This is a genomic window from uncultured Cytophaga sp. (genome assembly GCF_937863595.1).
GTDB lineage: Bacteria > Bacteroidota > Bacteroidia > Cytophagales > Cytophagaceae > Cytophaga.
The window spans coordinates 1-25,139 of record NZ_CALMGQ010000004.1; the positions used below are offsets into that span (position 1 = coordinate 1).

Consider the following 25,139-nt stretch of genomic DNA (forward strand, 5'->3'; position numbering starts at 1 on the left):
AATCCATGTTTGAAATGCCCAACTCCGCATCAAATCGATCAAATAGTAATTGATATAGTTTTTTTTTTGCCTCAATCGATCGGCCTTCAAACAAGTTGATTTCAATAATGGTATGTTTTGTCGTTCGTGTATCGAAATAGAAATAGCTATCGGCATCTATGTAAATGAAACGATGCGCTTTCTTCTCTTTGGGATACTGAAACGCTTCCATTATACATTCATGCAAAACCTGCGATAATTGTTCTCTTATTGGATGCAATTCATCTTTGATTCCGAATATTTTAATTTGTCCCATGGAATATTTTTAAGTATTTATTTAAACCTTCTTTGCAATATAAATCAGATCTGTTGTTACTGTCCCATCTGTTTCTGGATAATCTTTGGTGTAAAAATGTTCAATTTGAAATCCATTTTTCGATAGTAAATTTTCGAGCGTAGAACGTTGGTGATAGTAGATATACATTTCACTATCACCTGTAAAGCTTGTTTTTTCAAAACCAGACTTGTCACAATCTCCTTCCATACAGCTTAAATAAATGAATCCATTTTTAAGAGTCAACGAATTTAAGTTTTGAAAGAAAATAGGTAAGTCTTCATATGATAAATAGGGAAGACAGAATGCTCCTATGACAACTTCATATTGATTTGCGAGTTGTTTTGTGTCTCGAATGTCCATCAAATGAAACGTTGCACTAGGATTGATTTCTTGAGCCCGTTTAATCATTTCAGGAGCTAAATCAATCCCTGTAATAGTTAAATCGTTTCGTTTCTTCAGCAAGTATCTTATAACATTCCCTGGTCCACAGCCTAGTTCAAGTAGCTTACAATTTGTTGGTGTTATTTCTAAGAGAGCATCAAACGTATCATTGTATAAATCAAAGGTCATAAACTTTTGTTCATACGAAGCTACATATTGATTGTATACAGCGATTGTTTTTAATTGATTGTCCATAAGAAAGTTGAAATTTATATATGCATTGGTATCACTTCCCCAGCACACACATATAGAATATCACCATCTACATGTTGTCTCTCTTGCTCTTGTTTCAATACATGTATTGGATCTCCAATGGGCTCATCTGACAAATCAAAGGTTCCATAATGCATGGGAATCATATATTTTGCTTTAAGCTCATTCACAGCCTTGATGCTATCCTTGGGCGACATGTGACTTTGTCCCATAAAAAATTCGGGTTTATAAGCACCAATACCAAGCAATGCATAATCGATACTTGGAAAAGCATTTCCGATATCTGCAAACTGTCCACCATAGCCGCTATCGCCACCAAAGTAAATGGTTTTCCCTGCAGCTTGAATAACAAAACCTCCCCACAAGCGTACGTTTGTATCTGTTAAATACCGTCTTCCCCAATGTCTGCTCGGTACATATGTAATCGTAAGCTCTGGCTTGGTAGTGAATTGCTGATACCATCCAGCAGCTTCGATGGAAGTACTATGAGTTATATTTTTAATTACCTTGTCAACTTTCAAACCCGTTAAATAAATTGCTTTGGGATTATTTTTAGCAAGGATCTTCAAACTTTTTTCATCGCAATGGTCGCGGTGGTCGTGTGAAACAAGAATGTAATCGATATTTTTTAATTCATTCGGATTTACAGGAAGTGCCACTCTCCGTTTTAAGAATGAAATATCAAATAAGATGGGATCTATCAACATCGTTATGCCCGCAAGTCGGATGAAAAAAGATGCATGTCCCAGCCACACGATACAATCTTGTTTGGAAGTGAGGAAATTACTATCTGTTTTACAATCTAATTTCCACTTACTATTTTTCTTTTCCGCTTTTTGTGGATTCGTCATACGTTGCCATTTCCATAATTCAACAAAGGAATTAATAAAGGCAAACTCATGATTTAAAAAATTACCTTTTGAATCCAATGGTGTTCCTTTCCAATCGAAGGGGAGAAGCATCGTTTTTAGATTGGAATTGTTTGTAAAACTATAAGGTACGGTATGTTTGGTTATCATGCTTTGTTCAATTCTTTGCTAAATAAAAAGAGGGACTTTTCAGTCCCTCTTTAATATTACGTATTTTTTTTATAGGTACTCAATACCGAGTCTATTTATTTTTTAGGCACATCTATAGATTCCGTTGCAGTTATATCCTTTGGCAAATCTTCTCCTTTTAAATAGGTAGGTAAATTCAATCCAGCCATGTTAAACAAGTCATTTAACGGTGGAACTGTTTTCATCATGCCGGATACAAAATTCGCTGTAGAAGAATTGCCATTTTCGCTGCTTCCACTACCGGAATCCCAAACAGTAATTTTATCAATTTTGATGTTTTTAACCGCTTCAACCTGTGTGCGAACCAATTCAGGCAATTTTTCAAGTAATAATAATTGGAATGCTTTTGTTGGATCACCACCAGCCGCTGCAACCACTTGTTTGTATCCTTCTGCTTGTTTGGTTAGTATTTCATACAAACCCTTAGCTTCTGCTTCCATCTTCGCATAGATTGCATCTGCTTCACCGCGAGCGTTCTCTCTGATACGTTCTGCATCTGCTTGCGCTTCAATGATGGCACGTTGCTTCGCAATCTCTGCAGGGATTACAATGTTTGCGATTTGTGTTGAACGCTCTCTTTCAGAACGTGCTAATTCAGCTTTCTGTTCAGCTACATAAGATTCTTCCAAAGCTTTCGCTTGTTGTACTTTTTCTGCTGTGATTGCTATACGTAACGATTCCGCTTCTTTTTCTCTTCGTAATGCTTCTGAATTTGCAATCGAAATCTTTGCTTCATTTTCACCTGTAATTGCTATTGCATTTGCTTCAGATGTTTTTACACGGGTATCACGTTGCGCTTCTGCTTTACCAATCGCTTCGTCTTTAGCGGCAGCGGCAATACTTACTTCTCTATCTTTTTGTGTAATGGCAATCTTAACATCTCGGTCTCTGTGTGTTTCCGCAATCTGTGTGTCTTTTTCTCTGTCAGCTAAAGCCTTACCTGTTTCACCTATTTTCTCTTGTTCTGCAACACTTACTTTCGCTTCGTTGATTGCTTTTGCAGCCGCTTCTTTACCCAACGCTTCAATGTATCCTGATTCGTCTTTGATATCGGTTACGTTCACGTTGATTAATTTCAAACCAATTTTTTTCAATTCACTATCTACGTTTTTAGAAATATTTTCTAAAAACTTATCACGATCGGAGTTTATTTCTTCAATGGTCATGGTTGCAATAACCAAACGCAATTGACCAAATAAGATATCTTTTGCTAACTCTTGAATGTTTTCATAAGACAAGCCTAATAAACGCTCAGCAGCCGTATTCATGGTGTCTGTTTCCGTAGAAATCGCAATCGTAAATCTACACGGTACATCCACTCGAATATTTTGTCTACTCAATGCATTCATTAGATTGGCTTCAATCGACAAAGGTTTCAAATCTAAAAAGGCGTAATCTTGAATGACAGGCCAAATAAAGGCACCACCGCCGTGCACACATTTTGCAGAAGAACCGCCCGTACGACCATAAATAACAAGTATTTTATCTGATGGACATCTTTTGTATCGAGCAACTAGGGCTGATATGGTAACAAATGCGACAACGGCCGCTACAACAATAATAATAATCTCAGTCATGGTTAGGTATATTTGATTTGTAAGTTAGATATTTTCTACTAATAAAATGTTTCCGTGTTCAATACGTACTATTTTTACAACTGCACCTGTGGATATTTTTTCTGCGTTATTGGTCATAGCATCTAATTCATGCACCGATCCGCGAACGCTAATGATTATTTTGCCTTTTCCTGCTTTTAAAGCCGGTATCGTTAAGTACACATCTGCACTTTTACCAATGGTCTCTTCATAGGTAAAGCTGTTATCTTCAGCAAGTTTTTGCAATTCTCTTATGATTACAAAAAACATGTAAATAAATAAACAACCTACAGCAACCGATACTAAAATTAGCAACGTATGAGGTATGCGATTGTAAAAGGAGATCCCTGTCCAGCTGAAGCCTAATAAAAAATTTATTAAGTTTCTAAGCGAGAATACTTGAAAATGCGAGTCTCCATGATCTAAGTCTCCATCAAAATCAGCATCAATTCCATCCGCTCCATCGGCACCGATGAAAGTCATAATGGTCTGAATGAGGAAGATGACACTTGTGGGTATGGCAACATACCATAGAACGCGCAGAAGCGGTTCTAGATTATCTAATAATTCCATTTTAGGGTTAAATTTAAATTGAACACAAATTGTATTCCTATATGAGGGTAGGAAAAAGTGACACAGTACATTCAGAAAATTACATTTTGGTAATTGATTTTAGGATTAATTTGAATGTGTATTAACGTGAAAACCAGATTGAATGTTTGCATTTTGTAGGAAATATATATTTATCAAATGAGTTGGAAATATTGAAAAAAGCAAATTGGAATTCGTAAAAAATGTTTTAAACAATTTTTATTCTAGTTTCAAAAAATACATAACGTAACGTTATAGATCAAACTCTAGTAGTAAGATCAAGGTATTTTAGAGTTATAAAATATCTATTGACTCTAAAATACCTTGATGTTAAAATATAAAAACCAATTTTTATTATATCAAATTAGCGGACAGCGTTATTTCAACAGCAGAAAGCGCTTGGCTTACCGGACAGTTTTTCTTTGCTGTATCGGATAGCTCTTTAAACTTTTCTACTGTTATATTGGGAACAGTCCCTTCTAAATGAAGATGAATAGATTTAAACTTAAATCCTCCATTTTCTTCAATCATAGTTATTGTTGCTTCTGTAGATAGTTTTGTGGGTGTGAAACCTGCTCCTGAGAGCTGAAAGCTTAAGGCCATAGTAAAACAACCTGCATGTGCTGCAGCAATTAATTCTTCTGGATTTGTACCCGCTTTGCCATCTTCATTTTCAAATCGTGTTTTAAATGAATAGGGTGTATTATCTAAAATAGTGCTTGGTGAAGAAAGTATGCCACTGCCTTCTTTGCCTGTTCCTTGCCAAACGGCATTTGCTTTACGAATCATAAGTAATTATTTAAAGTGTATATAAGAGTTTGAGTGTATCTAAAAGAATTTGCTCTTTGTTTAATATAAGCATTTTTTATGGCTTAAAGAATAGAAGTAGATTAATTAAGATGGCATTTGTTCATTTTTTTAGTAGATTTCAGATATGATTTCAATGCACGAAATTTACAATGTCTTACTTTTTGAGTTTCCTTATTTTAAAAAAATAAACGAAGATAGAAGAACGTTACTTTGTAATCGAACCAAATTATTTATTGATGGAACAGATTTTATTCCTAAGAAAGGACTAAAACTAACCAATCGAATGATTATTCTTATTGCAGCTTGCTCACAACAACTCACCCTAGGATTTAAAAAGCATTATGGCTATGATTATTTTGATAAAATAATTGTTTACCCTGAAAAGTATTTGTCGACCATTACACAAAAAATGCATACCGGTGAAATGAATACATCGGGTATTATTGTATTGTCTTGGGAAGATTTTTATAAAGGAATGTCTATTGATGACAATGCACAGAATGTGGGTTTGCATGAATTTGCCCATGCACTTGAGTTTATGGATATCGCTAATAAGGATGTGGACGAAATGTATTCCGCCTGTTTGGATAAATTTATTACCATAGGCAGACACTATTTAAAAAATAATCCAGGTAAAATATTTTTTAGAAATTATGCAACCACAAACATGTCCGAATTCTTAGCTGTTGCAACAGAATATTATTTTGAAAAGCCTAAAGAGTTCTTTCAAAATGAACCAGAGCTTTTTGAAGCCTTAGATGATGCATATCAACAAAATATTCTTTCCAAGAACGCAAGGTATTCGAATGAATCGACGAAAATAAAAACAATATCGGGAGAAGAAATTTATGGCAATACTTCATCATTGTTAAATCAAGTTGGTGAAGTCATTGCGTATCTTGTATTTAATGGATTTGCTGGTTTCATTACGTTTCAAATGCCAATACTTGGATGCATTCTTTTAGGTATTGGTAATTATGGCATCTATCATTTCCTTATCAAGAGTTCTTTTATGCTATACTCAGATAATGTTAAAATACAACAACCACTGGCACGAATTTTATTCAATCTGATGTTTCCTAGAATAGTTTCTCTTTCATCCGTTGTGTCGTATTCAAATGTGTTGTATGTAGCGGTGCAAGAGACTAGAAATAACGGATTGAAACAACAATGGGATTTTACGAATTGGAAACCAGATGTTGAATATTCATTTTCTGTTTGTTATTTGTTTGAGGGTAAGCTTACCTATGCAAAGCTTTCCTCTACCTGTCAAAATTTAAATAAGGTCTTTACTTTTTTATCCGTTAAGAAGAAGGTAGCAACTCGCTTTGAAGGCGAGTTAGTGAAGTTTTAGTACCTGTAAACTTCGATGGGGAATTTTTTATGTTGAATAGGTCTTTATCGCTCTGAAATGTAATCGTAAGAAATGAAATTATGAAGGAACAAAAGTTAAGAAAGAAAATAAAAAGCTACATTCTTTTTTTTATGATAGGTTTAATTTTAAGTGGAATTACTGCATTTCCAATTGAGACACAACTAGAAATTGCAGTTAATCATATTGACGTGTTTCCACTATTTATTCAATCTTGGTTGCTGAATGTTTATACTGCAGTTAAGTCTACCAACGACGCATATCCTTTTATAAGTTATGGAACTGATTGGCTCGCATTCGCTCATATCGTAATAGCAGTTGTATTTATTGGGCCCTATAAAGATCCTGTCAAAAATATCTGGGTAATTCAATTTGGCATGATTGCTTGTGCAATGATATTTCCCTTGGCATTTATTGCTGGTCCAATCCGGCACATACCATTTTATTGGCAATTGATAGATTGCTCTTTTGGTGTTATTGGCTTTCTGTTATTGTATAGATGTTACCGATATATAAAACAACTCGAAATAATTTCAAGTACTAACGTATTATAATTCTTTTTAAACACAGTAATTGTATACTTATATGAATATTAAAATTCGCAAAGCAATAGAAACGGATGTCGATCAAATTTGGACATTGATGCGTGATTTGGCTGTCTTTGAAAAATACATCGATTCTTTTGCCATCACACCAGACATTGTTGGAGAAAGTGGTTTTCGTAAAAGTCCTCCTGATTTTCATTGTTTCGTTGCAGAATGCGAAGGAGAAATTATAGGAATTCTAGTCTACTATTTTCTTCCATTCACTGCTCAGAATAGACCTGCTATTTACATGAAAGAGCTATTTGTGAAGGAAGAATATCGGAATCAACGAATAGGAGAGCAGTTAATGGAAGCCTTAAAGAATGAAGCGAAACTTCATGATTGCTCACAAATTAAATGGACCGTTGCACCATGGAATGAAGCTGGCTTGAAATTTTATGAAAGAATAGGAGCGACTGAAAATACCGATTGGCTTAATTATGAATTGCTTTTGTAATCCAAATAGACGTTTCTTTTTTTAATTTTTATTGTATTTTTTGTATATTGAATAGAGCACCATTTAATATAGCGTATGTCAATTTTAGTAATCGTTCGTCATGGACAATCCGAATACAATCTGAAAAATTTATTTACTGGTTGGGCAGATGTTGATTTAACACCAACAGGTGAGCATGAAGCTGAATTCGCAGGTATCGTTTTAAAACCTTATATCTTTAATGTTGCCTATACTTCAGTATTAAAGAGAGCGATTCAGACGCTACATATTATTCTCCATGAAATCGATCAGATAATACCAATCGTTCAAGATAAAGCATTGAATGAACGTAATTATGGAGATCTTCAAGGATTAAATAAAGCAGAAGTTGGCGCGCAATATGGTGCGCAACAATTGATGTCTTGGAGAAGAAGTTTTACAGAAGTTCCTCCAGGCGGCGAAAGTTTAGAAAATACCTATCAACGTGTTATTCCATATTACGAAAAAGAAATTGCTCCCAAATTAAAAGCTGGACAAAATATTTTAATTGTAGCACACGGCAATAGCCTGCGCGCATTAATGATGTATTTAGAGCATATTTCTCCAGAAGATATTTCGCATGTAGATTTGGCTACAGGTGCTCCCAGATTATATGAGTTCTCTTCAGCTCTTACTCTTAAAGATGTTCATTACATTAAATTGCCAGATACCTCAACAACGACTTCGTCTCCTACTATAAATTCAACCTGTTTATAAAATTAAATTCAATACGCTATGTTTTCAAATACAGTATCCGATCAGTTGGTAGAAATGTTGGTGCAATCTGGTATTAAAAGAGTATATGCCGTTACAGGTGATAGCTTAAACTTTGTAAACGATGCCATTCGAAGAAGTGGAAAGATTGAATGGATACATGTGCGTAACGAAGAAACAGGTGCTTTTGCTGCTGGTGCAGAAGCGCAATTAAATGGTATAGCTTGTTGCGCAGGCAGCAGTGGACCTGGTCACGTGCATTTGTTGAATGGTTTATATGATGCACATAAATCGAGTGCTTCTGTTATTGCAATCGCTTCGACCTGTCACTCTACAGAGTTTGGTACAGACTCTTTTCAAGAAACCAATACGATAAAATTATTTGACGATTGCAGTTGTTACAATCAAATTGCTGTTACACCAAAGCAATTTCCCAGAATGTTTCAAGCAGCCATACAAAATGCCATACATAAAAAGGGCGTTGCTGTAATTGGCTTGCCAGGCGATATAACAGATATGCCTGCTGAACAAAGTCCTACAGCAATGCATGTATATCATTCCAACCCCATCATTCGCCCATCCGACGCAGAATTGATTCAATTGGCAGAACTGTTAAATGCACATTCAAAAATTACCATATTTTGTGGTATAGGTGCAGCAGATGCGCACGATGAAATTGTTCTACTTTCAAAATTATTACACGCTCCCGTAGGCTATTCGTTCAAAGGAAAGATGTCCATACAATACGACAATCCAAATGAAATTGGTATGACGGGTTTACTGGGTTTACCATCTGCATTTCAGAGCATGCACGAATCGGAAGTTCTGTTATTATTGGGGACGGATTTTCCATATTCTGATTTTATGCCTGTTAAAAATAAAATCATTCAGATTGATACTGCTCCTGAAAAGCTTGGTAGAAGGGCTAAGCTAGACATGGGATTATGTGGAAATATTAAAGATACACTCCTTGCATTGTTGCCTCATATAAAACAACAATCAGATAATACTTTTTTAACGAAACAATTAGAAGAATATTCGAATGTAAAAAAACAATTAAATAATTATGTGGATGATGCGGGAAAAATAGATTGTATTCACCCAGAATTTGTGGCTTCAAGAATTGACGCTCTTTCAACTCAAGATGCGATCTATACCGTAGATACAGGGATGACATGTGTTTGGGCAGCACGATATTTAACAGCTACGGGTAAAAGAACACTGTTGGGTTCTTTCAATCACGGATCTATGGCCAATGCAATGCCTCAATCTATTGGTGCTGCTTTGGCTTGTCCCGATAGACAAGTAATTGCAATGTGTGGCGATGGGGGTATTTCTATGATGTTAGGCGACATCATGACAATCGTTCAATATAAACTTCCTGTTAAACTCATTGTATTCAATAATCACAGTTTGGGTATGGTTAAATTAGAAATGGAAGTTTCTGGATTGCCCGATTGGCAAACAACTATGGTTAATCCAGACTTTTCTAAAATTGCCGAAGCGATGGGTATGAAAGCGATTACTGTTAACGATCCAACTAAAGTGGATGAAGCCTTGTTGCAAGCCTTTTCATATGATGGCCCCATGTTATTGAATGTGATTACAGATCCAAATGCATTAGCTATGCCGCCTAAAATAACCTTTGAACAGATGAAAGGTATGGCTACGTCTATGACGAAGTTGATGTTGAATGGTAGGATGGAAGAAGTTTGGAAAACCATTGAATCCAATAAAAAACACATGAAGGATATATTGTAAAAAAAATGGTTTACTGAACGTATGAAACGTTTAGTAAACCATTTATATTTTTATTTGTCTTGTACAATTGCTTCTTCAGTAGTATATAACAATGCTACTAAATCATCAACCAATTGTTTGTTGTTTGCAGCTGTTACGCCATTTTTAGCAAGTCCTGTACCAATATCACCAACAAATTTATCGAAGTCAGCAGAATTTGCTTTCATTCCCATACGGCTATTTCTAGCAGGATCGTGTGTTTCTGTCATGGACAAACCTGTATATAGGTATGTTTTAGAACCTGTAGCTACGCACATGAAATCCGTAAAGTTTTTACTTAATGCAGTTAAACCACTTGTATTCTTAGGGTTTTCGCCTAACTCAGCAAAAAGCACTGGGAAGTATTTTGCTAACTGTCCGTCTGCTGCAATTACGTTTATAGAACTGTCCACTACAGAACGTAATGTTAATCTGCCTTTTTCAATCATTTGTCCAGTGTTGTTCGGATCTGCAGTCATAGTTGTACCTCCAACGCGCTCATACAAAGTTGGCTTAGGTTGAGGAGTTACAGTCATCGCAGCAGGGCCGTCGTCTTTTTTCTTACAAGAAGAAATGGTAAGTGTCATTGCTACAAAGCAAGCACCTAATAAGAAAATGTTCTTTTTCATATTCAGATAGTTTAATTGTTTATATATTTAATTTTAATTTAAAAACTTTGTTACGTAGGCTGTTAAGTAGGCAGAGAAAGAATGATCATTGATCTTCATTGGACAACCTCCCATAGCTTGAGCATCTGCAGCACTGATGGTAAATATGTGTGCATCATAATTTCCTAATTGCATTACTTTTTCAAATACTACCTTAGAGTTTTGTTTATTCATTTTATAACTATATGTAAAAATGCCTTCTGGTATATTGAAATGTGTACCATCTACACCATCTAAACTTGCTACATAATTTTTTATTTTATTCGCTTCTGTAGAATCTACATGTACTTTAAAATCGATTCGACTTAATTGGCGCTGATTAATATTTTCAGTTGTATTTTTCTTTGTTACACTATTAATATGCATAACAAGTACAACAAATGAAATTAGTAGGAGAGAAAATAGACCTATGCAAATTTTTATAATGGTTCTTTTTTTCATAAATGTGACGTATAGAAGTGTAAATTTGTAATTATCCATACCTACGTCTTAATAGTTTTCATTGGATTTATTAAAATGAAATTATTTTTTAATTGGTTGTCTGTCAATTTATTTATAAATAATTAAGACTGCTGTGAATCCAAATAGGAGCATGATTACGTAGATGATTTACCAAACAATAATTTCCGTTTTATTGAATTGACGTATGAAATCAAACTTTAAAGTGCTCTCTATTTCACATCATTTAGCTCCTGTATCAATAAGAGAGTCATTGTCGTTAAATGAATTTTCGTGTAAAAAAGTCATGCATACAATAAAGGATATGACTTCTGTAGAAGAAGTACTTATTCTTTCAACATGTAATAGGACAGAAGTATATTATATTTCTGAAAAGGAATGGAGTAAAGAAATCATTACGTTAATTTGTTTGGAAAAAGGTTTGGTAGATATCAGAAAATATTATTTATTTTTTGATATCATAAATGATTATACACGTGCTTTGGGTCATGTTTTTAATGTGAGTATGGGTTTGTCGTCACAAGTAATTGGGGATAACCAAATCATTACTCAAATAAAACAAGCGTATCAATGGTCTGCAGATATATCCATGGCAGGGCCCTATTTACATCGATTGTTGCACACTATTTTCTTTACGAATAAAAAAGTCGTTCAAACAACTGCATTCAGAGATGGTGCAGCTTCTATTTCGTATGCGAGTACAGAATTAGCAGAAAGTTTGTGTAGCGGATTGGTTCAGCCTAAAGTTTTAATCATTGGTTTGGGAGAAATGGGAGCGGATGTGTTGAAAAATGTTTCTAAAACATTTTTCAGTAAAATAACCTTAGCAAATCGTACATTATCTAAAGCGAAGGATCTAGCTGAATTGTATCATGTTGATTTTATTGCAATGGAAGATATTTGGACTGCAATTGAAGAAGCGGATGTAATCATCGGCTCAATTTGTAAGCCTGATGCCTTTATAACTAAGAATGAAGTTCAAAAGTTAACAATTCATTCGTATAAATATTTTATAGATATTTCTGTGCCTAGATGTGTGGAAGAAGCTGTTGATGATGTACCAGGTGCAATGGTTTACAATATTGATCATATTCGTAATCGAACCACGGAAACTCTTGAAAAGCGCATGGGATCAATTCCTTTAGTAAAAGAAATAATTTCGGAATCAATAATGGAATTTAATGATTGGTCAAATGAAATATCAGTTTCTCCCGTTATAAATAAATTCAAAGATGCGCTTGAATCCATTCGGACTTCTGAATTAGCACGCCATTTGAAAAACTTAAATAAAGAAGAGTCTGATAAGATCGAATTGATTACGAAAGGGATTATGCAGAAAATACTTAAACTCCCTGTATTGAATTTAAAAGCTGCGTGTAAGAGGGGAGATGCCGAATCATTAATAAGTGTTCTAAATGAATTGTTTGATTTAGAAAATAAGACAGAAACTGCTAAGGTTAAGGTTTAGGTTTAGTATATTTTATAGAAATTATTTTTAAATATGCCAAAACACTTTTTAGTGCATTCCTACAAAGAAAAATGTTGAATGTATTTATATAAAATAAGTTTCATAATTGTGTATTTATTACAATAAAAAATAACCACACAATTTTAAATCATGTGGTTATTTGTGCACCCGAAGGGAGTCGAACCCATATCGTCAGAATCGGAATCTGATATACTATCCATTATACTACGGGTGCAGAATTGATTTGCAAAACTAAACTATTATAAGCGAGGACGCAAGAAAGTTTGTTAGTTTCTAGGTCCTAGTTTCCAGTTGCTAGATGTAGTGGTTGTTTTTATTAGTAATTTTTATCACTTTAAGATTGAATTTTTATTCTAGCAATAAGTAGTCTTAATTATTAAGACTAAAGAACACAAACACTATTTTATTCTTTGCCTTTATACTCGGTAATAAATACTCAAAACTTTTTATCTAACAACTAGCAACTAGAACCTGGTAACTAATTCCGAAACGTAACCATTGTAACTCCATCACCCCAACCACCTTCTTCGTTGGCTACTTTTTCTACTTCTTTGTATTTTTTTAGAAAAGAGCGTACCGTATCACGCAATACACCATTACCACGACCATGAATAATTTTAGCGGATGTAGCTCCAATTAATATTGCATCGTCTGTCCATGTTGTTAAAAGTGGTATTAATTCATCGCGCATCTTACCACGTACATCCAACTCAAATTGAAAGGATTGCATCTTAGCACGTGTGTCTACGCCTTCGTAAGATGTTTCCTCAAGTTCATCTTCTTCCCATTCGTCGTCACCAGCTGGGCTTAATTGCTCTAATTTTACTTTCATTTTAAGAATACCCATAGCCACTTCTGCATTGAGTCCTTTGATTGCTATAATTTCGCCTACACCTTCGTAGCCATCAATGTGCACGTGATCTCCGATTTTCATAATCTTTGGTTGAGGTTTGTTCTTCAAATTACGAAAAAATGCTCAAGGCAGAAAGCCTAAAGCTAAAAGTAAAAGTTAACGCAAAAGTAATTATAGCTTTTAGGCATTAAGCTTTTCGCCTTTGGCAAAAAGAAAAGCGCCTAATAGTTAAACTACCAAGCGCTTTCAATGTGAGAAACGAGATCGACTAAGCCAATGCTTCTGTTACTAATTTAGCAGCATCTTTTAAGATAACGGCTGAACGAACTTTTAAGCCAGATTCGTTGATAATTTTAGCACCTTCTTCCGCATTTGTTCCTTGCAAACGAACAATGATTGGGATACTGATATTACCGATATTTTTATATGCTTCAACTACACCATTGGCAACACGGTCACAACGAACGATACCACCAAATACGTTAATTAAGATTGCTTTTACATTTGGATCTTTTAAAATGATGCGGAAACCAGCTTCAACTGTCTTCGCATTTGCCCCACCTCCAACGTCTAAGAAGTTAGCAGGTTCACCACCAGCTAATTTAATAACGTCCATCGTAGCCATTGCAAGACCAGCACCGTTAACCATACAACCAACGTTACCGTCAAGTTTTACATAGTTTAAGTGATTTTCTGCTGCTTCAACTTCCAATGGATCTTCTTCTGTAACGTCACGATATGCTGCTAAATCCGGATGACGGAACAATGCATTATCATCTATTGAAACTTTCGCATCTACAGCAATAATTTCATCGCTTGAGCTTTTTAATACAGGATTGATTTCAATCATTTCAGCATTTGTTGCTTTGTAAGCAGCATATAAACGTGTTACAAACGTAACCATTTCTTTAAATGCCTTACCTGAAAGATTTAAACTGAATGCAATTTTACGAGCTTGAAAGCCTTGAAGACCAACTGCTGGATCGATAAATTCTTTTGTAATTAAATGTGGCGTATTATGTGCAACATCTTCAATATCTACGCCACCTTCAGTAGAAGCAATGATTACATCACGACCTGTACCACGATCCAATAAAATTGAAAGATACAATTCTTTTAATTCTGTTTCACCTTTTTGGTAAACGTTAGCTGCAATCAACAAACGGTTTACAACTTTACCAGCAGCACCTGTTTGTATGGTTACCAAAGTATTACCAAGCATTTGAGTCGCCTGAGTTTTTACATCGTCTAAAGACTTAGCAATCATTACTCCACGATGTTCGGTGCCTACAAACTTCCCTTTTCCACGACCACCAGCATGTATCTGCGCTTTTACAACGAAGATATCTGTACCAGTCAATTCAGTTAATTTTTTTGCTGCCGCTACTGCAGACTCAGGGGAGTCAGCATAAATTCCTTCTCCAATCTTAACGTTGTATTTTTTAAGAATTTCCTTCGCTTGATACTCGTGAATATTCATATTTCAGTGAGATATAAAATGGTTATTTGTATGAATTAATTATAAAGGTCAATGCACGAATCTACTCGTTTTAAGGCTTAAATTCAAATCAAACAACCATTTATATAGAGCTTGTGAACAAAAGTATAAGTTGTTTTATGGATTTTACTTATAAATACCTGTTAATTAGGCATTTTGTTGATTTTAACTGAACTGAGTGTAATTATTATTCATCCATTATGTATAGATATTTCACGTTGATCTGAATCAGATTGGGGCTATAATGATAGATAGCAATTTTCTATGGTGCAAATTGTAGGAGGAATTCATCAAAGGTATTCTTATGTAAAGTATTAAAAAATGCGAATAAGGTAGACTCTTATTAAATGAAACTTAAATTACAGATCACAATTGGAATATATATTATTTTTATTGTAAGACTTAAATGGAATATTTTTTTTAATTTCAGTATAATACATTACATATTTAACGCTCTTATGAATTCGAACAAAATTATATTAATTTTAATTATTTCTTTTTTATTTTCAACAAAAAGTCAAGCTCAAAAGTTGACAAAATTTTATTACGGACCGAGAATAGGATTAGGGGTGAGTACCTTTGCAGGACATGATGCACAGCATACTAATTACCCTGTGGGTACAATTGTTGGTTTATATACGCATACAGAAATAAAAAATAAATTTTCAGTCGATGCAGAATTAAATTATATTTCTTTAGGGAGTTTCTTTTCAACAAAGTACAATACACTTGATCAACATGATTATCGTATATCGTTAGGCTATATTTCACTTCCTATTAATTTAAATTATAGATGTTATAAAGGTTTGAATTTACAATTAGGTATTCAAACCTCTGCAATACTTACTGCTGTTACGGAAGAGAAGTATCATAATAAAGTTGTAAAAGGTAAAAGTTTAAATGATTTTCATGCAATTGATGTTGGTCCAACAGTTGGTATGTACTATCAATTTTCTCAAGGCTTGCAATTCGGGCTTAGATATTATAGAGGTTTACAAGATATTTATAAAAACGATTTTAAAATTTACAATACCAATTTGCAATTTTTAGTAACGTTTCAATTTGCTCGCGCTGGAAAGGAATTGTAATTTTTATTCGAATGTATCTTTTTGATTTATTCATTACTGTAAATTGCGTTTACTAGTAATAAAAGGTATTAGAAAATTAACTTAAATGCATGTTGATCAATCAAATTTAAATGAAATAATGATTGTACTTCGTGTACGAATTATAGGATACTTTTAAAAACGATAACTCAATTCTAAACTTGCATAGCGGTGAGTGAAACCTGTTGAGAATTCAGGAGAAAGAAAATTTTGAACGAACATCATTCCAAATTTTTGATACATGACTGTAATGCCTGCTCTGGAATGGAATAAAAAATTGTTTAATGAATAACTTGGTTTGTTGATTGCATTGTTGGATTGAATCAAGGTGGCATCAAAGAAAATTAATTTAAATTTGACATCTAAAAAGAATGAAAAATAGAATTTCTGCTTCCCTTTAGAATACCTGTAACTTTCAAAATAAGGCGATAATCTGCCAACTCTCCATAAATAACCTACCCCAAGATTCGTCCTTAGATTTCCCGCCATTGCTTCTATTGTTCCAATAAATTGATTGTTTTTATTTAAATGTAGACCTTTTTGTAATTGAAATTCATAATTTAATAATAGCTTATTGTCAAGTTGGTTGTACCATCCTTGATACACATTATTATGAATTAAATTATGGAAACCATTTTGAGCTTGTTCTCCCAAAGCAATGTTGCCAATAAATCCAAGTCCTAATCCGCTATACAGACGCAACTTTCTTTTTGGCTGAAACGAAGTTTTTTGCATGTAGAGCATTAAGGTTGCAACAAAAGGCCTGTCATTTGGCAAGTACGCAAGCGTATCTACTTTGATAGGTGTGAAAATATCTTGACTAATAGTAATTCCAAAAACTTTATCACTTGCATGCGGTAATGATGGAATTAACTTATTAAATGGGTTTTTATGAAGAATGGGATGGTTAACGGTTAGTCCGAGGCCACTTGTATAATAATAATCTGTTTTGTCTACCAAATCATTCGATAACTGCAGATTTATATATTTAGGAGATAAAATCTCTTGAGAATAAGAAAATTGAATGGTTAAATTTAAAAGGATAAGTAATATAATACGCATGATTGAAAAGGAGACTTCTTATTCTTATAATAAGTTACGAAAAAAATACATCTTTTGATAATCCAGAATGATTTTGAATATTTATTTTAATCGATTTAAAAAGTTAAATTTATAATGCATAATAGTAAATGAAGCACTATTAAATAGTGTTATTTGATTCAATCTGACTTGATACACATGAATACCTATACCTCAATAAAAGAAACAAATACGGTAATATTAATGCGTCTTAAAAAACTGCATTTTTGGATTAGCATGATTCGAATTGCACTTGTATGTGTAGCAATTGTTTGTTTTTATTTTTTCATAACTTCTAGAAGTCACTTTGCCCTTGTGATTGGATTGGGATCTATTCTTTTATTTCCATTCATATTGACTTGGCATCGAAAGAAAGCAATTGAAATAGAATTCTTAACAACAGTAATAAAAGTAAATCAAGATGAGATTCAGTATCAAGAAAATAAAATAATGCCTTTTGAAGATGGTTCTGAATACATGGATGTAACACATTCAAATACCTTTGATTTAGATGTGTTTGGTCCCAAGGGTTTGTTTCAACATTTGAATAGAACTGCTACCTACCTTGGTAAATTTAAATTGGCTTTTTCATTACAGAATATTTTGTCGAATGATGCCATTGTTAACAATCAGTTGTCTATAAAAGAGTTGTCTAATAAATTGAAGTGGAGACAAGAAATTCTAGCGCATGCTACCATCGCTTCGGATTCAAAAGATGTATATAATAATATTATACATTGGGCTTCTGAAAAAGTAGATAAACTACCATTATTTATACGAATTACTTCTTTTGCATTTCCCATTTTATTATTTGTTTTGTTTACGTTTTACTTGATAACGGATGTAGCCTTATATTTGAATGCAGCAGAATTATTACTTATAGTTAATTTAATTCTTATTGGTTCTCAATTAAAAACGATTAAGCGAGAACTTATGCATGCAGAACGCATAGATCAAATCATCAAACAATACAGTATTATAATAGATAAGATTGAGAAGGAATCATTTCATTCTGAAAAACTAATTGGTTTAAAAAATATCTTGTCAGCTACTGATGGGAATGCAAGTAAAAATTTTAATCGTTTGTCAAAATTGTTTGCACGGGTTGAAACGATAAACAATGCTGTAGGAGCGTTTTTACTAAATGGTTTTTTCTTTTACCACATTCATAGTCTCCATTCTCTATTAAAGTGGAAAGATGCGTATGCATCTAAGCTTCCACAGTGGATTGATATCATTGCAGAATTTGAAATGTTGAATAGTTATGCTAATCTAGCTTACAATAACCCAACGTTTACTTTCCCAACATTGAATACGGATTTTTCTATTCAATTAACAAATGTAGGGCATCCATTAATAGATGCGAGGAAACGTGTGTGTAATTCCATCGATTTTACAAAAGGTAGTTTTGTAATATTGACGGGTTCTAATATGTCTGGTAAAAGTACTTTCCTTCGAACACTAGGCATTAATATGGTATTAGCGGGTGCTGGTTCGCCTATATGTGCATCTGCTGCATCGATACATCCCTTACAAGTGATAGTTTCCATGCGCTTGTCAGATTCATTATCAGACAGCGAATCGTATTTCTTTGCTGAAGTGAAGCGGTTGAAATTTCTTATGAACACATTAGATAAAGAATCCTGTTTTGTATTGTTAGATGAGATATTACGCGGTACCAACTCAGATGATAAACGGAACGGAACAATTGAGGTAATTAAGAAAATAGTTTCAAAGCAAGGAATTGGTATTGTAGCTACGCATGATTTAGAAGTATGCAATACAACAGAAGCATATCCGAATCAATTGTCAAATAAATGCTTTGAAGTTGAAATCATTCAAGATGAATTGGTTTTTGACTACAAACTTCGAGCAGGAATTTGCCAGAATAAAAGCGCTACGTTTTTAATGAAGAAAATGGGTGTCATATAAATAAGTAAAACATAAGATAAATGCTTTAACATATTTTTATGTGCTTTATTTCCCGTGAATAGCATTGAAAAGTGTAAAGAAGTATATTCCGTCTGCCATGCCACTAATGGTTGTTTCCATACATTGAAAATCTGAATTGTAATCATAGAAGACTACTTCGTTTGTATTAAAAGATTCGAATGAATTGTTTTTGGGGATATTAAAATACTTCATTAATTCGTCGTGCGTTTTTTTATCACCAGGTCCTTCAGCAATAGCTCCTGTTGAAGATATTTCAGGATGTAAAGTATGCATATGGCTAAACACATTTTTTACACTACCAGGTATTTTATCCGTAATGATCATAGATACACCCCAGTTATTTTGTCCAAGAGTGTAGTTATATACGTCTGTACTCATTCGATCATAAGGCGAAGCATCATCTATAACATTTTTATATATCATACTTGAAGAAGCAACACTCATAAAACTATATAAGGTTGCCCAAGTGTAGGCATGCGGAACTCTCCATATATTCCCCTGCTTTGAAGCAATTGAGTTAAAGTTATTTAAATCACTTTTTAAATAAGGTTCAACAGTTTGCGAAGCATATTTGTAGAGATTTAAATGAGCTATCATATTCAAGTTCCCCCATGATGACCAATAAGCAGGACCTGCTAGTTGAGCAAACATTTTTGCTTGATCTAAATAGTAATCATCTAGGGTTAATTTGTATAACTCAACAGAAGCTAGTTCCATATTGTCATAACCCGATTCATCGCTGTAAAATTTTTCCCAACCTTCTTCAACCCATGCTGGATTTTTATTTGTACGTTTTGCTTTTTGATAAATCTGGATTGCTTTATCCCGATACGGCTTTGATCTTATTTTTAATAATGGATTTGCTTCAAATAGATGCGCTGCGAATGCAAGTGCTGCAGATGTTAAACCCATTTGTGTAGGGCTGAAATCAGAGTAGGCATTTCGCAATCCGTTTAACTTGTCCTCATACGGCATTCGAGGACCTTGTTTGTGATCATCTGCATTACCAACCTGTATGATAAAAGTTGAATCGTTGGGCATTGTTTTCAATAAATAGCTTAAGCCCCACAGTGCTTCATCCATAATTGCTTTTTTGTCTGATACGGAAGTTGCGTGTGTAGGATAAGTTTCGTAAGCTCGCAATAAAAAATACGTAGTATAAGCAGTTGTTTGGGTGAATTTTAGATAATCTCCTGCATCATACCATCCTCCCATCATGTCTACATACCGTTCTTTTTTTGCTGAGTCCCAACTAGTATTGGCATTTGTTCTTTTTTCATAAACACGACAGGAGCTATCTCCGCTATGACCGATTTTATTGGCAGGTGGGACTGGTACACCACTACGTTGTTTATTTAAGAAATGTAGCATTTCGGCGACGATAAAATCGGTTGGGTTGTTTTTGATCTCAATAGAAAAAGTTTTCTGCGCACTAATATTTACGGCATAAATACCTATTTTCTTTAGCGAAGAAAATTCGATCTCATAATTAAAAGGCTTGGGGGTGTGCTCAGAAATAGCACTTGTTGAAATGGAAAATATGCCTTCAGCTACAGTTAAGTCACTGCTATTCTTTATCGTCCATCGTTTCCCATTCAAACTCTCATCTGAAAGGATTATACAGGATTTATTAGATTTTGAAGGATAGCCCGCATGATTGTAACGCGGATATATATCTGCTTGTAAAAACGTTTGCTGGATAAAAAAAAATAAAAGTGCACTTATAAATCGGGTCATTGTATTTGATACTAAAGATGTACGGATAAATGATAAATTAAATATAATTATTCTAATACAAAAGCAAGGAGGCAAATTCCTTATGTGTAGGGTTAATTTAGCTGTAAATCAGCAGCAATAACCTTTATAATTCATTTTGCTTCTGACAATCATAATATATATTTACTATCTTTAATCATTCAATAAATACATTATGCAAGAGATACTAAAAGCGGGAGATATTTTTAAGACATACGGTACGGTACATGTTTTAAAAGGCATTGATTTCTCTGTTCAAAAAGGGGAGGTTGTTTCTATTGTTGGTGCATCGGGAGCAGGTAAAAGTACCTTGTTACATGTTTTAGGTAGTTTGGATAAGCCAGATACAGGCTGGGTGAAAATAAACGATCAAGAAATTTCGATTATGAATGACAAAACATTGTCTGCATTCAGAAATCAACATATAGGATTTATTTTTCAGTTTCATAATTTATTACCTGAATTTACAGCGGTTGAAAATGTATTGTTGCCAGCCATGATTGGTCAACGTAATATGAAAGAAGCCGAAACGAGAGCGAAAGAATTGTTGAGTTTTCTTGGATTATCACACCGTTTTTCTCATTACCCAAATCAATTATCAGGCGGGGAGCAGCAACGTGTCGCTGTAGCTCGGGCATTGATAAACGATCCATTGATTGTTTTTGCAGATGAGCCAAGTGGGAATTTAGACACCCATAATGCAGAAGAATTGCATCAATTGTTTTTCGACTTACGGAAAAAATACAATCAAACATTTGTAATTGTTACGCATAATGAAGCACTCGCAAATTTATCAGATCGCAAGGTGGTGATGAAAGATGGCATAATCATTTAAAAGATTCAGGCATGAGTACTTCAATACATGAAATTCTCAAAACCTATTGGGGGCATTCCACTTTTCGTCCCTTACAAGAAGAAATTATTCAATCCATTTTATCTGGGAAAGATACAGTAGCACTTTTACCTACAGGTGGAGGGAAGTCTATTTGTTATCAAGTTCCTGCATTGGCCAAAGATGGCCTTGTACTCGTGATAAGTCCATTGATTGCTTTGATGAAAGATCAAGTAGAACAATTACGACGACGTGGTATCATTGCTACAGCCATACATTCTGGCATGCGTAAATCGGAAATTGATATTGCATTAGATAATTGTATTTACGGTACCACTAAATTATTATATGTTTCTCCGGAGCGCTTAAAATCAGATTTGTTTAAAGAGCGCGTGCAGAAGATGAATATTACCTGCATTGCAATTGATGAAGCCCACTGTATTTCAGAATGGGGACATGATTTTAGACCTGCATACAGAGAAATAGTAGCGATTCGTACGCTCTTACCCAAAGTGCCAATGATTGCAGTTACTGCTACTGCAAACGAAATGGTCTTGAATGATATTATGGATCAATTGTCCTTACAAGACCCCACTATATTTACTCAGAGCTTTACCCGTAAAAATTTATCGTATTCCTGTTTGTACGAAGAAAACAAAGAGAAACGATTGGTTTCGATGTTGCAAAAAATACCAGGTGTATGTATTGTCTATGCGAATACGCGCGCACGAGTGGTGCGTATTGCAGAATTTTTAAATCGACAACGTATACCAACAGAATTTTATCATGGAGGATTGGATCATAAACAACGCAGCATCAAACAAGATGCGTTTATGAAAAACGCAGTTCGGGTGATGGTAGCTACCAATGCATTTGGTATGGGAGTAGATAAACCAGACGTACGATTGGTGGTACACATGGATGTTCCCGATTCGCTAGAAGGATATTTTCAGGAAGCAGGCAGGGCTGGTAGAGACGGGAATAAAGCATTTGCTGTCTTGTTGCATACTAAGAAAGATGAAGATGAATTGTTCGCAAAGATTCCAGTAGCCCATCCCACAGCTGAGGTTATTAGAAGAATATATCAATCATTGGCTAACTATTACCAACTTGCTGTAGGTAGTGGTTTTATGGAAAGTTATTCTTTTGATATTGAAGATTTCAGTAAAAAATACAGCTTAAGTAAATTAGAAGTTTTTTATGCACTAAAACGTATTGAGCAACATGGGTTCATACAATTGACGGAAGCATTTTATAATCCTCCCAAACTACGCATCGTTGTTGATCATGAACAATTGTATGATGCACGTTTGAAAATGCCCAAGCACGATGATTTTATTAAACAAGTGTTACGCATATTTGGAGGAGAGGTATACACGAGTTATAGAGAATTTTCATTTTCTTCTTTAGCAAAATCTACCCTATTACCAGAATCAGAAATTAGAAATAAATTATCATTTTTAGCACAACAAGGACTCATTGAATATATTGATGCAAGCGATAAGCCTCAATTAACATTTTTAGTACCTCGACAAGATGCACCAAAGTTGCAATTAGATTTACAATGGCTGGAAGACCGTAAGGATCACGATCTAGAAAGTGTAGAAAACATTATTGGTTTTTTACATACGGAGGAATGTAGGGCGAAATACGTATTGGAATATTTTGGAGAATATAATGCAGAGCCATGTGGTATATGCGATCGATGTATACGAGATACTCGAAATAAAGAATACTACGAAAGTGCGTTCATTCAGATTCAACAAATTTTACAAACGAAAACCATTCCAATTGAAGATCTTGAAAAAGAATTTGTAGGCTTAGATAAAAATATCGTACTTGAAATTATTCGTACCTTAATGGACACAGGAAAGGTGAAAATAGATGATTCTGGAAAATATTACTGGAAGAAATAGTAGTCAGTGATCAATAAACAGTGGTCAGTACAAAAAATGAAAAGTATGAATCAATGTCGTTTAGTTAACAACTTTATCTATTTGAGCTTCGTCCGACCATTAATTTAGTTGGTCAATGACTTAATTCATGGAACGACTTTTCAATAATACAAATTACAGCAGGATAGGAACAAAAAATTACAACATTTAAAACAAAAAGACCGATCATGAAAATCGTTTTCTTAGATGCACTGACCTTAGGCGAAATGCCCGAATTAGAAAGTTTTAATGAGCTTGGTTCGTTTATACAATACAGTGAGACGGATAAAGATCAAGTCGTGGAACGTTGCGCAACCGCAGATATTATTATTACGAATAAAGTCCGAATCGATGCTTCAGCAATGGAGCAATTGCCAAAATTAAAATTGATTTGTATTGCAGCAACGGGTACAAATAATGTTGATTTAGATAAAGCAGCTGAATTAAATATTTCTGTTAAAAATGTGAAAGGTTATTCCACAAATAGTGTGGCTCAATTAACATTTGGTTTCATCATTGAATTGTTTAATCGAATATCCTATTACGATATCTATGTAAAGGAAGAATATTACTCTTCCCAAAAACTCTTTACACATATTGGTCCGGGCTTGGAAGAACTTGCAGGTAAAACGATTGGTATCATTGGTATGGGCGATATTGGCAAAGCGGTTGCAAAGATTGCGGTAGCATTCAACATGCATGTGCAGTACTTCTCTACTTCTGGTAAAAATACCGTTGCAGGTTATGAATCCGTTTCATTAGAGCAGCTTTTAAAGACTTCAGACGTGATTAGTATTCATGCTCCATTGAATGCGCACACAAATTCTTTGATTGGCGCAAAACAGTTTGCTAAGATGAAATCAACAGCCATAATTGTTAATGTTGGTAGAGGAGGAATTGTTGTAGAGTCAGAATTGGTAGAAGCTTTGCAAGAAAATAAAATTCATGCGGCAGCACTTGATGTATTTGAACAAGAACCATTACAGCTCCATTCTCCTTTATTACAGTTACAAGATCATGGGAAATTGTTATTAACGCCACACATAGCTTGGGCAAGCATACAAGCACGTAGAACATTACTTGAAATGGTAAAAAGTAATATCAAACAATTCTTGAATGCTTAACGATAAAAAACCGAAGAATAGATTAGCCCCCAGAAGCGTCTATTTAAGAAGAACATTCTTTGCATTTATAGTAGCATTTTCTTTCTTATCATTTTCATTGGGATTGGGTGTATGGGGCTATCATTATTTTGGTCACTTAAACTTCATCGATTCATTACTGAATGCAAGTATGATTTTAGGTGGTATGGGGCCTGTAGATGTACTCAAAGAAGACAGTGCTAAGTTGTTTGCTTCCTTTTATTCCATTTATAGTGGTATCGCTTTTATTAGTTCTATGGGGGTATTTATTGCACCTACGTTCCATCGTATTTTGCATAGGTTCCATATACAAGATGCAGATAGTTTCTAGCCACTAGTTGCCAGAAACTATACAAAGAATACGATCTTATTTTCAGCTTTGTGAATTAGTTCAATCGGAAGAGCGTCGTGTAGGGAAAGAG

At 34.3% G+C, this 25,139-nt stretch carries 24 protein-coding genes and 1 tRNA gene; 12 read left to right on the forward strand and 13 right to left on the reverse strand.

Annotation, left to right across the window (positions count from 1 at the left end):
• The 6 genes from Q0543_RS00320 to Q0543_RS00345 all read right to left on the reverse strand — a co-directional run.
• Positions 1-295 (reverse strand): tautomerase family protein (locus tag Q0543_RS00320; protein ID WP_299247448.1); only part of this gene is annotated, 295 nt, incomplete at its 3' end.
• 21 nt (positions 296-316) lie between these two features.
• Positions 317-952, reverse strand: coding sequence for a class I SAM-dependent methyltransferase (locus tag Q0543_RS00325; RefSeq protein WP_299247451.1), 636 nt, complete (start codon positions 950-952; stop codon positions 317-319).
• A gap of 14 nt (positions 953-966) precedes the next feature.
• Positions 967-1,989: an MBL fold metallo-hydrolase gene (locus Q0543_RS00330; RefSeq protein ID WP_299247454.1), complete on the reverse strand. Its 1,023-nt coding sequence runs from the start codon at positions 1,987-1,989 to the stop codon at positions 967-969.
• 95 nt (positions 1,990-2,084) lie between these two features.
• On the reverse strand, positions 2,085-3,605 hold the full coding sequence (locus Q0543_RS00335; protein WP_299247457.1) for a flotillin family protein: 1,521 nt from the start codon (positions 3,603-3,605) through the stop codon (positions 2,085-2,087).
• 24 nt (positions 3,606-3,629) lie between these two features.
• A complete protein-coding gene (locus Q0543_RS00340) occupies positions 3,630-4,196 on the reverse strand; it encodes a serine protease (RefSeq protein ID WP_299247460.1) in 567 nt (188 codons plus the stop codon).
• A 372-nt stretch (positions 4,197-4,568) separates the two neighbouring features.
• On the reverse strand, positions 4,569-5,003 hold the full coding sequence (locus Q0543_RS00345) for an OsmC family protein (RefSeq protein WP_299247463.1): 435 nt from the start codon (positions 5,001-5,003) through the stop codon (positions 4,569-4,571).
• 154 nt (positions 5,004-5,157) lie between these two features.
• Between Q0543_RS00345 and Q0543_RS00350 the strand changes: the two genes are divergently transcribed.
• The 5 genes from Q0543_RS00350 to Q0543_RS00370 all read left to right on the forward strand — a co-directional run bounded on the left by Q0543_RS00350 (position 5,158) and on the right by Q0543_RS00370 (position 9,930).
• The gene (locus Q0543_RS00350; protein ID WP_299247466.1) at positions 5,158-6,378 is read left to right on the forward strand and encodes a zinc-dependent peptidase; all 1,221 of its coding nucleotides are present in this window, start codon (positions 5,158-5,160) and stop codon (positions 6,376-6,378) included.
• 80 nt (positions 6,379-6,458) lie between these two features.
• Positions 6,459-6,950, forward strand: a complete 492-nt coding sequence (locus Q0543_RS00355; RefSeq protein WP_299247468.1) for a hypothetical protein — start codon at positions 6,459-6,461, stop codon at positions 6,948-6,950.
• Between the two features lie 31 nt (positions 6,951-6,981).
• A complete protein-coding gene (locus Q0543_RS00360; RefSeq protein WP_299247470.1) occupies positions 6,982-7,437 on the forward strand; it encodes a GNAT family N-acetyltransferase in 456 nt (151 codons plus the stop codon).
• A gap of 75 nt (positions 7,438-7,512) precedes the next feature.
• Positions 7,513-8,172, forward strand: coding sequence for a 2,3-bisphosphoglycerate-dependent phosphoglycerate mutase (locus tag Q0543_RS00365; RefSeq protein WP_299247473.1), 660 nt, complete (start codon positions 7,513-7,515; stop codon positions 8,170-8,172).
• An 18-nt stretch (positions 8,173-8,190) separates the two neighbouring features.
• Positions 8,191-9,930, forward strand: a complete 1,740-nt coding sequence (locus Q0543_RS00370; protein ID WP_299247475.1) for a thiamine pyrophosphate-dependent enzyme — start codon at positions 8,191-8,193, stop codon at positions 9,928-9,930.
• A 50-nt stretch (positions 9,931-9,980) separates the two neighbouring features.
• Here Q0543_RS00370 and Q0543_RS00375 read toward each other — a convergent pair whose 3' ends face one another.
• Both Q0543_RS00375 and Q0543_RS00380 read right to left on the reverse strand, forming a co-directional pair.
• On the reverse strand, positions 9,981-10,577 hold the full coding sequence (locus Q0543_RS00375; RefSeq protein WP_299247477.1) for a hypothetical protein: 597 nt from the start codon (positions 10,575-10,577) through the stop codon (positions 9,981-9,983).
• 33 nt (positions 10,578-10,610) lie between these two features.
• On the reverse strand, positions 10,611-10,982 hold the full coding sequence (locus tag Q0543_RS00380; RefSeq protein ID WP_299247479.1) for a hypothetical protein: 372 nt from the start codon (positions 10,980-10,982) through the stop codon (positions 10,611-10,613).
• 280 nt (positions 10,983-11,262) lie between these two features.
• Here Q0543_RS00380 and hemA point away from each other — a divergent pair, with 280 nt between their 5' ends.
• Positions 11,263-12,543, forward strand: coding sequence for a glutamyl-tRNA reductase (gene hemA / locus Q0543_RS00385; RefSeq protein WP_299247482.1), 1,281 nt, complete (start codon positions 11,263-11,265; stop codon positions 12,541-12,543).
• A 163-nt stretch (positions 12,544-12,706) separates the two neighbouring features.
• Here the strand turns inward: hemA and Q0543_RS00390 are convergent.
• The 3 genes from Q0543_RS00390 to sucC all read right to left on the reverse strand — a co-directional run bounded on the left by Q0543_RS00390 (position 12,707) and on the right by sucC (position 14,897).
• Positions 12,707-12,778: transfer RNA gene (locus Q0543_RS00390), tRNA-Arg, on the reverse strand.
• Between the two features lie 264 nt (positions 12,779-13,042).
• Positions 13,043-13,498: a Smr/MutS family protein gene (locus tag Q0543_RS00395; protein ID WP_299247485.1), complete on the reverse strand. Its 456-nt coding sequence runs from the start codon at positions 13,496-13,498 to the stop codon at positions 13,043-13,045.
• A 187-nt stretch (positions 13,499-13,685) separates the two neighbouring features.
• Positions 13,686-14,897, reverse strand: a complete 1,212-nt coding sequence (gene sucC, locus Q0543_RS00400) for an ADP-forming succinate--CoA ligase subunit beta (RefSeq protein WP_299247488.1) — start codon at positions 14,895-14,897, stop codon at positions 13,686-13,688.
• A 476-nt stretch (positions 14,898-15,373) separates the two neighbouring features.
• Between sucC and Q0543_RS00405 the strand changes: the two genes are divergently transcribed.
• Positions 15,374-16,003, forward strand: coding sequence for a porin family protein (locus Q0543_RS00405; protein ID WP_299247491.1), 630 nt, complete (start codon positions 15,374-15,376; stop codon positions 16,001-16,003).
• Between the two features lie 153 nt (positions 16,004-16,156).
• Here Q0543_RS00405 and Q0543_RS00410 read toward each other — a convergent pair whose 3' ends face one another.
• Positions 16,157-17,083, reverse strand: coding sequence for a lipid A deacylase LpxR family protein (locus Q0543_RS00410; protein ID WP_299247493.1), 927 nt, complete (start codon positions 17,081-17,083; stop codon positions 16,157-16,159).
• A 177-nt stretch (positions 17,084-17,260) separates the two neighbouring features.
• Here Q0543_RS00410 and Q0543_RS00415 point away from each other — a divergent pair, with 177 nt between their 5' ends.
• Positions 17,261-19,033, forward strand: coding sequence for a DNA mismatch repair protein (locus Q0543_RS00415; RefSeq protein WP_299247496.1), 1,773 nt, complete (start codon positions 17,261-17,263; stop codon positions 19,031-19,033).
• A 45-nt stretch (positions 19,034-19,078) separates the two neighbouring features.
• On the opposite strand, the gene Q0543_RS00420 is transcribed toward Q0543_RS00415, so the two are convergent.
• Positions 19,079-20,791: a glycoside hydrolase family 9 protein gene (locus tag Q0543_RS00420; protein WP_299247499.1), complete on the reverse strand. Its 1,713-nt coding sequence runs from the start codon at positions 20,789-20,791 to the stop codon at positions 19,079-19,081.
• A 193-nt stretch (positions 20,792-20,984) separates the two neighbouring features.
• Between Q0543_RS00420 and Q0543_RS00425 the strand changes: the two genes are divergently transcribed.
• From Q0543_RS00425 to Q0543_RS00440, 4 genes are all read left to right on the forward strand, one after another.
• Entirely contained in the window at positions 20,985-21,644 is a 660-nt protein-coding gene (locus Q0543_RS00425; RefSeq protein ID WP_299247501.1) for an ABC transporter ATP-binding protein, read from the forward strand.
• Positions 21,645-21,655: 11 nt separating this feature from the next.
• Entirely contained in the window at positions 21,656-23,557 is a 1,902-nt protein-coding gene (locus tag Q0543_RS00430; RefSeq protein ID WP_299247504.1) for an ATP-dependent DNA helicase RecQ, read from the forward strand.
• 206 nt (positions 23,558-23,763) lie between these two features.
• The gene (locus Q0543_RS00435) at positions 23,764-24,699 is read left to right on the forward strand and encodes a D-2-hydroxyacid dehydrogenase (RefSeq protein ID WP_299247507.1); all 936 of its coding nucleotides are present in this window, start codon (positions 23,764-23,766) and stop codon (positions 24,697-24,699) included.
• Complete coding sequence (locus tag Q0543_RS00440; protein WP_299247509.1) at positions 24,692-25,048, forward strand: hypothetical protein; 357 nt, start codon at positions 24,692-24,694, stop codon at positions 25,046-25,048. The genes Q0543_RS00435 and Q0543_RS00440 overlap by 8 nt, the downstream gene beginning before the upstream one ends.
• The last annotated feature ends 91 nt before the right edge of the window (positions 25,049-25,139 follow it).